Annotated in this window: 9 protein-coding genes; 2 read left to right on the forward strand and 7 right to left on the reverse strand. The window is 37.5% G+C overall.

All coding sequences use genetic code 11. The features are described from left to right. Positions 1-20: 20 nt before the first annotated feature. Genes J0M37_00260 through J0M37_00270 form a run of 3 tightly spaced genes read right to left on the reverse strand, consistent with a single transcriptional unit; the run spans position 21 to position 3,092 of the window. On the reverse strand, positions 21-1,073 hold the full coding sequence (locus J0M37_00260; protein ID MBN8583497.1) for an efflux RND transporter periplasmic adaptor subunit: 1,053 nt from the start codon (positions 1,071-1,073) through the stop codon (positions 21-23). 38 nt (positions 1,074-1,111) lie between these two features. After that, positions 1,112-2,419, reverse strand: coding sequence for a TolC family protein (locus J0M37_00265; protein ID MBN8583498.1), 1,308 nt, complete (start codon positions 2,417-2,419; stop codon positions 1,112-1,114). Positions 2,420-2,462: 43 nt separating this feature from the next. Then, positions 2,463-3,092 carry a TetR/AcrR family transcriptional regulator gene (locus J0M37_00270; protein MBN8583499.1) on the reverse strand — a complete coding sequence of 210 codons (630 nt, stop codon included), beginning with the start codon at positions 3,090-3,092 and terminating at the stop codon, positions 2,463-2,465. A 154-nt stretch (positions 3,093-3,246) separates the two neighbouring features. Here J0M37_00270 and J0M37_00275 point away from each other — a divergent pair, with 154 nt between their 5' ends. Next, the gene (locus J0M37_00275; protein MBN8583500.1) at positions 3,247-4,260 is read left to right on the forward strand and encodes a cation transporter; all 1,014 of its coding nucleotides are present in this window, start codon (positions 3,247-3,249) and stop codon (positions 4,258-4,260) included. Between the two features lie 2 nt (positions 4,261-4,262). Here J0M37_00275 and J0M37_00280 read toward each other — a convergent pair whose 3' ends face one another. The 4 genes from J0M37_00280 to J0M37_00295 form a co-directional block, all read right to left on the reverse strand. Further along, entirely contained in the window at positions 4,263-5,243 is a 981-nt protein-coding gene (locus tag J0M37_00280) for a T9SS type A sorting domain-containing protein (protein ID MBN8583501.1), read from the reverse strand. Positions 5,244-6,190: 947 nt separating this feature from the next. Continuing rightward, positions 6,191-7,834, reverse strand: coding sequence for an SBBP repeat-containing protein (locus J0M37_00285; GenBank protein ID MBN8583502.1), 1,644 nt, complete (start codon positions 7,832-7,834; stop codon positions 6,191-6,193). Between the two features lie 12 nt (positions 7,835-7,846). Continuing rightward, positions 7,847-9,046, reverse strand: a complete 1,200-nt coding sequence (locus J0M37_00290) for a T9SS type A sorting domain-containing protein (protein MBN8583503.1) — start codon at positions 9,044-9,046, stop codon at positions 7,847-7,849. Positions 9,047-9,230: 184 nt separating this feature from the next. Next, entirely contained in the window at positions 9,231-10,562 is a 1,332-nt protein-coding gene (locus J0M37_00295; protein MBN8583504.1) for a T9SS type A sorting domain-containing protein, read from the reverse strand. Positions 10,563-10,805: 243 nt separating this feature from the next. Between J0M37_00295 and J0M37_00300 the strand changes: the two genes are divergently transcribed. Beyond that, positions 10,806-11,705: a hypothetical protein gene (locus J0M37_00300; protein ID MBN8583505.1), complete on the forward strand. Its 900-nt coding sequence runs from the start codon at positions 10,806-10,808 to the stop codon at positions 11,703-11,705. Positions 11,706-12,004: the final 299 nt, after the last annotated feature.

Here is a 12,004-nt window from a genome sequence, read left to right on the forward strand (position 1 = left end):
CTGATCTTTAAGTTAGATTTTTACTGAACAACCTGTACTTTATCTCCATCTTTTAAGGACTGGAAACCGTCAGTTATCAGCTTATCCCCCGGATTAAGTCCGCTTTCTATTAAAACCATGTTACCGTTACGTCCGCCTATCTTAAGCTCACGCTTTTTGGCAGCATCACCATCAAGAACAAACAGATACTGTACATCACCATAATCAACTATCATATCCTGTTCAACAACAACCGCATTATCAACTGAAAACTCTGAGATCTGAACATTTGCGTTCATACCCGGCTTAAGCAGCTTATCGCCGTTGTTAATAAGTATCTCAATTTCAAAAGTACGGCTTGCGCCAACAAGCGCGGGGGCTATGTAATTGATCTTTCCTTCAAACTCAACACCAGGAAGAACATCAATGGTAACTTTCACGCTTTGCCCCTGTTTTACCTTTGTAAGGTACATTTCAGGAACACCTGCAGAAATTTTTACTGTAGATATATCGATGATACTGAATATAGGTGAGCCCGGTGCTGACATTTCTCCTTTATTCATGAACTTATCATCAACCACACCACTGATTGGTGAACGCACAAAACCGGTTTTAAGCCTGGTTTTCAGAATATCAGCACCCCTGACAGCGGCTTCATACTGCCATTTTGCAGTCAAATACTGGATTTCTGTTGTTGCGTTATCTTCGTAAAGCTGTTTCTGCTTTTCGTAGTTCATTCTTGCAAGCTCTACCTGAGCTTCAGTCTGTTCAAGCGAAGCTAATTCAACATCTTTTTTTATCCTGGCAAGAATTTCGCCTTTTCTAACATAGCTGCCCTTATCTTTTGTAAGGTACGTTATTACCCCGCCTTCTTCAGAAGATACTTTTGCAGATGTGAACGGCTTAATAACACCTACAACCTTAAAGTTATCTGAAAAAACCTGGGGAATGACATCCTTAACTTTTACCAGCGGCAATTTTTTATCTTTAGGCTGGTCTTTGGTTTCTTCACCTGACTTTCCGCATGCAGTAAAAAACACTGCGGCAGTAATTATCAGTATTGAAGGGAGGATGATGGATCTTATTTTTTTCATGGATGGTATGTTTAAAAATTTCTCTCTCATGTTATAAATTATTTTTCCAGAAGCTGTTCAAGTTCACTCCTGGCATTCAGGTAATCATAAATAGCCTGTATATAAGCAAGCTTTACCTGGCTTAAGGCAAGCTCTGCATCTACCACATCGATCTGGTTCAGCACTCCGCTTTTATAGCTGATAAGCGCAAGGTCATAACCGCGCTGTGCCGTATTAACAATTTCTTCCTGTGATCTTATCCTGTTTTTAGCGTCTTCGATCTGTAAAATTACGCTTTGGGTCTGTGTTTTAAGCAGCTCTTTAGTTTTAATAATTGTCTCTTCAGATTTTTTGACTTCAATTATCGACTGGTCTTCTTTATATGAATTCCTGAAAAGGTTCAGGTTCCAGTTAACACCGATGCCCGCAATTATTGAATTATAGAACCTGTAGCCGCCTATTGAACGGTCATCATTCTCATTTGCCTGGCTTTGCCACTGCCCGAAAACATAGAATTTGGGCAGGTAGTTGGCATAGTCAACATCTACGAGCTGCTCATTAATTTTCTTGCTCAGCTTAAGCTGGCGTATAGCAACGTTATTTTCAGAAATTTTTCTTATCAGCTCATCTGTAGAGCCCCAAACTTCAGTACTATCATAACTAAGCTCGCCAACTACATCAATATCGCTCTCATCCTTAAGCCCGATATTATTTTTAAGGAATTTTTTCGCGATCTCAAGATTATTCTGTGATTGCGTAAGCTGCGGTTTCAGGGTTTCTACTTTAACCTTAGCGCGGATAAAGTCATATTCAAGCGCTACGCCTGCTTTATACCTGGCTTCAACCACACGCAGGTTTTCAGATGCATTATCAATACTCTGCTGGTTAAGCTTAATAACTTCTTCAAGCAGAAGAACGTTGTAAAAAGATTTTTTTACATCGGTCTTAATTTTATTTTCAACGCTTTTAACATTTTCTTCCTGTATGCGGGAATAATATTCCGCAATCCGTATTCCGTTAAAAACAGGAGTACCTAAAAAGGGAATAGGCTCGGAGACGTCAATAGTAGTTGTAATACTATTATCCGAGCCTATTTCGAAGTTTTGCCCGAAGATATTTATGGTCTGTTTACGGAATGACCTGACATACCTTGAGCTTAACGTAATTGACGGGACTAAATTTTCACTGTAAACTTCACTAACCTGTCTATCAGCTTTTAATTTATCAAGCTTTGCTATTACATAATCAGAATTGTTCCTTTTTGCCAGATTTATCGCATCATACAGTGTAAGCGTCCTTACGCTTTGGCTGTAAGCAGCAGAAACAAATACGGTAAAAAGGATCAATGCGGCTGTTATTTTTTTCATAAATTAAATTATGATTTTAATTAAAGTGTTTTTCGGTATGAAATTAATTGTGCAGAACATTTTCAAATAGTTTCTTGGTATTTGAAAATTTTTCCTTGCCCAGCTCTGTCAAAAAGCCGTTAAAGAAAATTTCCGCAGTAATTCTCATAGCTTCATGGAATGAATATTTGCTGTTGAGTACAAAATCAGCATGCGTGACTGCTTCGATGGCGCCGTTAAGAGCTGTAATTATAATATCTACCGGAACGTGCTCAACAACTTTTTCTTTTTTGCCCTGCTCCAGCAGCTTTGACATTATCTTTGTGACTTTTTCCTGCCTTACTTTGGCAAATTCCCTGCTTAAGTGCGGCGCATGAACTTCAAGATCCCTGAACCAGACCGGTGAGCAGTTCATAGACATGCTTTTTTGCTTATGAATGATCTTAAGAAACTTGGTTATCGCATCTTCATCGCTTTCGACAACTTCATCAAGAAATTCTTCCATAAGCTTCATTCTCATTCCGCATACATTTTCCAGCAGTTCTTCCTTTGAATCGAAATGCTTATAGATCGTTTTTTTGCTCATCTGGAGGTCACGGGCAATTTCATCCATAGTGGTCTTATAAAAGCCCTCTGTGATAAACTTAGCATGCGTAAAATACAGTATTTTCTCTTTTTCCGTAACTTCTGCCATTTCTTTAAATATGGAAACTATTTTCGTTTCTTAAGTTTCCAAAATAATTAACGGAAACTATTTTGTCAAGTGGTAAATTAATATTCTGAAATTTAACTGAATTTTAACATATATTTGTGTAATATTGGAAACTGAATTTCAGTTATATCAGCACTTGGATAAAAAAGAAATTAACCTGAAGAAAAAAGCTGCCTTTATATCTCTTGCAATCGGATTTCTAATGTTCTTCGGTAAAATAGGAGCTTATATATTAACCGGTTCAGCAGCAGTACTTTCAGATGCCCTTGAATCAATAGTTCATATAGTCGCGACTTCTTTCGCTTTTTACAGCCTGCATCTATCAACCAAGCCGGCTGATAAAGAGCATCCTTACGGGCATGGAAAAATTGAGTTTTTCTCCGCAGGTTTTGAAGGAGCGATGATCATTATAGCAGCAATATCTATCATCGCATACGCGGTAAGAGATATTATCACCCCGCGTGAAATCTCATCTCTTGATATCGGAGCAATTATAATTACTGCAGCCAGCGTAATTAATTTACTGCTGGGTTTATACCTTATCAGGACAGGCAGGAAAACAAAAAGCCTGATACTTATAGCAGACGGCAAACATGTTATGACCGATTCAATTACAAGCTTTGGCGCAGTAGGAGCATTAGTATTGGTTTTAATTACTGATATAAAGTTATTTGATCCTGTAATTGCGATAATACTAGCAATGAATATTTTATGGACAGGCAAACACCTTGTGCGTGAATCAATAGGCGGGCTGATGAATGAGAACGATGATAAGATTATAAGCAGTATCGGCGCAGGATTGGAATCACAGCGCAAAGAGCATCCTGACTGGATAGATGTGCACAGGCTGAGGTACTGGAAGTCCGGGGATAAGTATATGGTGGATTTTCATTTAATAGTACCCTGCTACAAATCAGTGAGTGAAGCGCATGAAACAGTTGACAGGCTTGAGCACAGGGTAATAGAAGCACTGGGCACTAAGCAGGTAGAATCTTTAATTCATTTAGACCCGTGCAATCCAAGATGCTGTTATATATGCACAATGCCTGAGTGCGGCATCCGCAAAGAGCCAAATTCAAAATACCTGAAGTGGGATTCAAAAAAGATCATATCACTTCCTACATTTGATATTGATGAAGTAAGCAGTTAAGCTTATTTTATTAAAATCATTTTTTTGGTATCGCTAAACTCTCCTGCATTAAGTGTATAAAAATATATACCGCTTGGCAGCTCTGCTGCATTGAAATCAGCTTCGTAAATTCCGGGGTTGAGGCTTTCATTAACAAGTGAGCGTACTTCCCTGCCGAGGATATCGAATATTTTAAGCGAAGTGAACACACCATCACGCCCTGGCGTGACAAGCTGTCCGGCTTCGCCGGACACCCCTCTCAAGAGGGGAATCTGGAATTTTATTTTAGTTGATGGGTTGAATGGGTTTGGAAAGCTGTTATAAAGCTTAAATTTTACCGGAATATCGCCGTTAACCGGCTGAATTCCAACCAAAAATGTACCAAATTTCCATATTGTGGAATATGGGCTTATCCCGGAATTATTTTTAGCATTTACCCGCCACCAGTAATATTTATTCAAAGTAAAATTAATTAGGTAAACTGTTGAATCAGCTAAGGTAGAATCATTAAAAACAAGATTTGTAAATAATGAATCATTTGATACCTGCAATCTGTAGCTATCAGCAAACAAAGACCTGTTCCAAATAAACCTGACAGAAACTGCATTGTTAAAAGAATTGTGCGGAGGTGAAACAAGCACCGGTGCAGGCGGTGCAGTAGGAAGCTGGTTGCCGGTAGGGTCACGTTTAAAATAAATTTCCCTGTTGCCATCCCTGTCATCAAACCAAACTGTATGTACAAAGTTTCCAGACGTTATAACAGATGCATATCTTGAATCTGCAGAAGCATTTGTAAGCCTTGTATCTGCGCTCCAGTTAACACCTGAGTTTGTGGACCTTTTATAATAGATCTCATAGTTGCCGTCTCTCAAATCTTCCCAGGTTAAATGCAGAAATGTGCCTGATACAACAAGCGACGGATTATATGAATCACCCGAAGAATTTGTAAGCCTTATATCAGGCTCCCATGAAACACCTGCATTGGTTGAGCGTTTATAATACATTTCATAGTTACCGTCCCTGTTATCACACCATACAATCCACAGATTATTGCCGTTAGCTACTGCAACCGGGTTCTGCGCATTGAATGAAGTAACTGTTACCCTGGTATCAGAGCCCCAGCTCAGCCCTGCATCGGTTGATCTTTTAAAATACACCTGGTAAACACCGTCTCTCATATCCGTCCAGAATACATTCACTGTATTTCCCTGGACAGCAGCAGAAGGATACCATGAATCAGCTGAATTAACGGTAAGCCTTGTATCAGTTCCCCAGGTATTCCCGTTATCTGAAGACCTTTTATAATAGCACTCCATATTGCCGTCCCTTGATTCGCTCCAGAAAACATGAACTATGTTGCCGGAAACATATACACCCGGTGCCCAGGAATTACCTGCATCTGTGGTTAAACGGGTTTCTGTGCCCCAGGAATTACCGGCATCGGCTGACCTTCTGTAATAGATCTCCCAGCCGTTTCTCATATCCTGCCAAACTTCATGTACATACAATCCATTCACAGCAAGTGAGCCGCGTTCTGCAAAAGAATTTGATGTACTCAGCCTGGTTTCAGAGCTCCATGTTACTCCTTGGTTCAGTGAACGCATGTAATATACCTGTGTATAACCACCATTTCTTTCATCAAAGAACTGGACATGCAGGGTATCTCCTGCTGCAGCAATATTCCACCCGTAATTAAATGATGTTTGTGAAACCGCGGAATTGAATGTGAGGCGTGTATCGTTTTGCCATTGGGAAAGTATAAACAGCGGGGTCAAAAATAATAAAATACAAAAAACCTCAGAAGTTTTCATGGCTTTTTGAATTTAATTTAAGCAGTAAAATATTTACTGTTTCATTAAGATGAATTAAGGGTTAGATGGATGAATTAAGCATTTCTGTACAAAGTTAATATTGAAACTTTATCTATACAATGAAATAATATGAACTCACTTTATTTTACATATACCATCTTTTTTGAGTCAACAAACCCGCCTGCCTGTAACTTATAAAAATATATACCGCTTGGCAGCTCTGCTGCATTGAAATCAGCTTCGTAAATTCCGGGGTTGAGGCTTTCATTAACAAGTGAGCGTACTTCCCTGCCGAGGATATCGAATATTTTAAGCGAAGTGAACACACCATCACGCCCTGGCGTGACAAGCTGTCCGGCTTCGCCGGATACCCCTTTCATGAGGGGAATCTGGAATTTTATTTTAGTAGATGGGTTGAATGGATTTGGGTAATTTTGGTGAAGAGAGAAGTATTGCGGGATTTCTGTTGAGATAGGTTGAATGCCAATTGAATAATTAAGATACTTTATAGTGGTCATATCATAATTTGTGTTTGCGGTCCATGAACTTCCCAGCGAATATAAATTTTCTGATTCACTTACCTTTATTGATGAAGTTGAAAGTAATGCCTGATTTATGAAAGCCGGGATTGTATCAATCCAATTAATCACTCCGTTTGAACTATATGAAATGTTTATGAAATTATAACCATACAAGCCTTTTGTGTACCCTGAAACAAAAATATCACCCGATGAATTTACTGCTATAGAATTACTGCAATCAGTATCATTAGTAGAACCATTAAATCGCCTTACCCAGATAGAATCGCCCATACTGTCATATTTTATGGTAGTAATATCAAATTGAGAAGAAGTTCTATGACTAGAACCAGTTATATACACATTTCCTTTATAGTCTGCATATATTGCAGAAGGTCTATCATCTGCAAAACCTGTTGCTGAATATTTACTTAACCACAAATTGTTTCCTGATGAATCATACTTAAAAGTAGAAAAGACAGGAAAACCCAAACTTACTGATCCTGTTTGCCCTAAAATATATGTATTGTTATTCCTGTCAATAAACATATCATAAGGAGAATCGGGATAACCTGCATTATAGTTTTTGCGCCATATTAAATTTCCGTCTGGTTTTAACTTGACTATAAAAATATCTGAATTATTTCCTAGAGAAAAAAAATAAGAACCCGTAAGAATAATGTTTCCTTGATAATCTATCATAACTTTTACTAAATCAGTTATTGGAGCACTTACAATATTTCTCATCCACAAAAGATTTCCTGTTTTATCGTATTTTAAAATCATTGCATTACTTACAGTATCAAATCCATCAAGACAAACATAGATATTTGAATCTACTGCTATTGACGGTCCGCGAAAAACCCCGGTGGAGTTAGATTCAAAAATTCTGCTCCAAACTGTATCGCCATTTTCATTTAACATAATTGTTAAAACTTTATTCCAATCAAAATAACCGGTAAGGAAAATATTATTAGAAGAATCAATTTGAATATCTGAAATTGCTTGATTTTGATTGTTCTGCATAAAATTATATCTTTTTAACCATAATACATCTCCGCGTTCATCATATTTAATTAATACTAATTCATTATTGCTATTATTCCCAGAACATATAATGTTTCCGTTACCATCAACAATAAGTTTGAGAGCATGATCGTAATAATCAGGCATGGTATTAAATGTCCTTACCCACTCCTGCTGCACCTGGGCAAAAGAATCCATCGTTAAAATAATAAGGGCAATCAACATTAATGATCTTTTCATAAAAACCTTCAATTATTTTATTAATATCATTTTTTTCGTATCTATAAACTCCCCTGCCTGTAACTTATAAAAATACACACCGCTTGGCAAGTCAGCCGCATTGAAATCAGCTTCGTAAATTCCGGGGTTGAGGTTTTCATTAACAAGTGAGCGTACTTCCCTGCCAAGAATATCGAATACTCTAAGCGAAGTGAACACACCCTCACGCCCTGGCGTGACAAGCTGTCCGGCTTCGCCGGATACCCCTTTCATGAGGGGAATCTGGAATTTTATTTTAGTTGATGGATTGAATGGATTTGGGTAATTTTGGTAAAGTGAGAAATGGATTGGAATTTCTGATGAGATAGGGTTGATACCTGTTAGATCACCATACTTTAAAATTTTACCATTATTACTTATGCCCCATACATTAGATGAGTCATATGCATATAATTTTGTTAGAGGCATTGGTTCGGTTGAAGAAAATTGAAGCACCCAATTATTTCCACCGTTTGTTGTTCTATAAATATTTCCTCTAAGATCATTTGTCAAACCGGAGAGCCACCCATTTAGATTACTTATCATAATAACGGTTTCCAGAACAATTACATTCGCAAATTGTGAAACTGTCCAGTTTGCACCGCCGTTTGTGGTTCGGTAGAATCTTGAAGAATTGTGTCCATTTGTACCACAGCCTAAACCAACTGAATCGTTGAAAAAATGAGTGGAATGAATCTCATGAAATCCATATATATAGTACTGCCAATTTAGTCCACAATTTGTTGTTCTGTAAAGAGATCCTGTTTCTGCACCCGCACTAAACCAACCGGTATTATCATTCAGAAAAAAAATGTTTCTTATAAGATCATTTGTTGATGGATTGTTAAGTTTTGTCCAGTTGTTACCTGCATTGGTTGTCTTATATATCTTTCCAACTTCTCCTACACAAAAGCCTGTATTTGAATTTATAAAGTGAATATCAAAGAATTCTGCGAAGTCTTCTTGTATGTTGCAATCAATCCAGTTTAATCCACTATTAGTTGTCTTAAATATCTTGGAAAAAAACATATCGTCCAGGCCACAAATGAACCCGGTATTTTGATTGATGAAATCCAGGTCATAGCTTTTTAAACCATTAACCGACGATATATTGATCCAACTTTCTCCACTATTTGTAGTTTTCAATACAGCAGAATTAAAACTCAGCTGGCTTACAACATAGCCCGTATTCATGTTTACGAAATCAATACCCTGAAAATTATAATTACCAGAAAATTGCTGGTACCAACCATTTTGTGAACTAACATTACAGCAAAATAAAAACAATATTAACAATACAGTACAAAGTTTCATCTAATTTTACAATAAATTAAAAAAATCAATATTCAATTGTGATTTACGACTTTATCTGGAATTATTATTTCATCAGAATCATCTTTTTTGTAGCTACAAACTCTCCTGCATTCAGTTTATAAAAATAAACACCGCTAGGCAAGTCAGTTGAATTAAAATCTGCTTCATAAATTCCCGGCTTCAGGTTTTCGTTAACCAGAGTACGTACTTCCCTGCCGAGGATATCGAATATTTTTAGCGAAGTGAACACACCATCACGCCCTGGCGTGACAAGCTGTCCGGCTTCGCCGGACACCCCTCTCAAGAGGGGAATCTGGAATTTTATTTTAGTTGATGGGTTGAATGGATTTGGGTAATTTTGGTGAAGAGAGAAGTATTGCGGGATTTCTGTTGAGATAGGTTGAATGCCAACAAATCCAGCGTTTGTGGATTTATAAACATTTCCACTACTGCCTACAACGAAACCAATCTGTCCGTCAACAATTTGCATATCTTCAAAAGCCCAAACATTATGAATACCGGGAGTTATTGATTGAAATTCCCAGGTTAAACCACCATTTGTAGTTTTATTAAAAACAGCGCCCCTATATGTGGAAGGTCCGGGAATTAAATACTGACCGCAAGCATAGCCAAGGTTCGCATCAACAAAATGTATAACCCTATGATCATAAATTACTGAAACTGAAGAAGGATCTTTGAATACTTCTGTCCATGATGAACCCTGATCAATTGTTTTTAAAGTAAGTTTATAATTTCCCGAGGCATAACCTGTTGAATTATTGATGAAAGAAAAATTGTTTATTCCAGTTGCAAGTGGTTCGTTATATACTTCTGTCCAATTTAAGCCACCGTTTACTGTCTTAAAGATTTTTGAAAAAGACCCATTCTGAATAGATACCAATCCAATTTCTGTATTAAAAAACTTCAAGCCTATACCTTCGCTGGCATTTAAGACACTAAACCAGCTCAATCCCCCATTCGTTGATTTTCTTGCACCCTGCGAGGTAACCGCAAACCCGGTTAATTGATTTAAGAATTGAATCCTTCTTACTCTTCCCTGTATAACTGAATACGACCAGTTTGCACCGCCGTTTGTAGTTTTGTATGTTAATCCGTAATATGAACCAGCCCAGCCTGTCTGTTCATTAATGAAAAATAGACATTCAAATCTTTCGTTACCGGCAGTTGCCAAAACAAGATTCCAGTTTAAGCCACCATTTACTGTTTTATATATCCTCCCCGGGCTATCTTGTCCGCCAATATACCCCGTTTGAGTATTAATAAAAAAAGCAGAAAAAAGGTAATCGCTAATACCGGAATTTACCTTATTCCACTGTCCATGGGAATTTACTGCACTGCACAGCAAAAAAATTACTATTACAATGATTTTTTTCATAAAAATTGACTTTAAATTTTTTAAAACAAGCGTAAAGAGTTTAATCAGTAGAGAGAAGTTTTCTTTAAGCTTGGCTTTCGGGATAATCTTAAGAAAATAGAAAAAATTGTTTCTCTAACTAAGAAAATAGTTACTTATATTTATTTTATCAAGATTAAATTATCTATTCTTATATCTTTCATTAAGTCATATTCTTTTTATGCATTTATACTTATTTTTGCCCTAACATTTCTGAAAATTCAGTTGAAATATATTATAGCAATTGATTCCGGCGCGACAAAAAGCGAGGTTTTATTGTATCCGGTTGGTGAACCGCAGAATGAGAAAATAAGGCTTTATAAATTCCCGTTCATTAATCTGAATCTATTAGGATATGATGAATCACTGAAACGGCTGAAACGGATCGTTAAGGATATTTCAGGAATTGTTGGAAAAGGAAACATCTCAGCAGTCGCGGCTGGAATATCCGGCGCAAGGTATGAAAAGGACAGAAAAAAGCTATCTGCGGACTTAAGGAAAGCAACAGGAATTAAGAAAATTTTCATATTGCCAGATACAGAAATTGCCCTGGAAGCGGCATTTGGCAGAAATGTTAAGAATTGCGGGATTTTGATCGCAGGGACAGGCTCGATACTCTATTATAGAGCGGCAAATGGAAATATTAACCGTATTGGCGGGTGGGGCAGGCATATTGGCGATGAAGGAAGCGGTCACTGGATAGCAAGGGAAGCTCTATATAAAGTTACAAGACATTATGATAAACGCCATAAAGCTGAGATGCTTTCAAAAGTTTTAAAAAAAGAGTTCGGTATCGATGAAGCAAATATCATTCAGCACGTTTATCACAACGGATTTGAAATATCACAATTGACCAAACACGTTTTCCGCTGCGCTGAAAAAGGCGATAAAGTTTCTCGGGGAATAATAAAAGATGCCGCGGAAAATCTGATGACACATTTTATACCATTGAAGAAACAAAAGTACACAATTGCTATGATGGGTTCATTATTGACCGAAGAAAAGCTTCTTGGGGCTGAATTAAAAAAAGCTGCAAAGAAAAATTTTCCGAATATTAAGCTTGTACGGCCGGAGTTCGCTCCTGTTTGGGGTGCGGTGAAAATAGCTTTGCTAAATGCCAAATGATAAAGCTCAAATGTCAAAATGAGTTTTTAAATCTGGAGGTGAGATTGCTTCGTCACTTCGTTCCTCGCAAAGTTTTTTTCTATTTATTGGTGAGGTTTGGATGGCCTTCACTCGCCGAAGCGAAATAAGGCTGGCAAACAATAGGTTTCTCTGTAACTCTGTTTCTCTGTTGTTGGATATTTCAGTTTGGTATACTTCATCTATTCAATTGTCTCTGTTGTGGGGATTTTACAAGATCAAAGCCCAAATTCCTGTTTTCGCAGGTATGACAAGCAGTTAACCGTAATTTTTAATTCGTA

The sequence above is a fragment of the Ignavibacteria bacterium genome (assembly GCA_017303675.1).
Classification (GTDB): domain Bacteria; phylum Bacteroidota; class Ignavibacteria; order Tepidaquicellales; family OLB5; genus OLB5.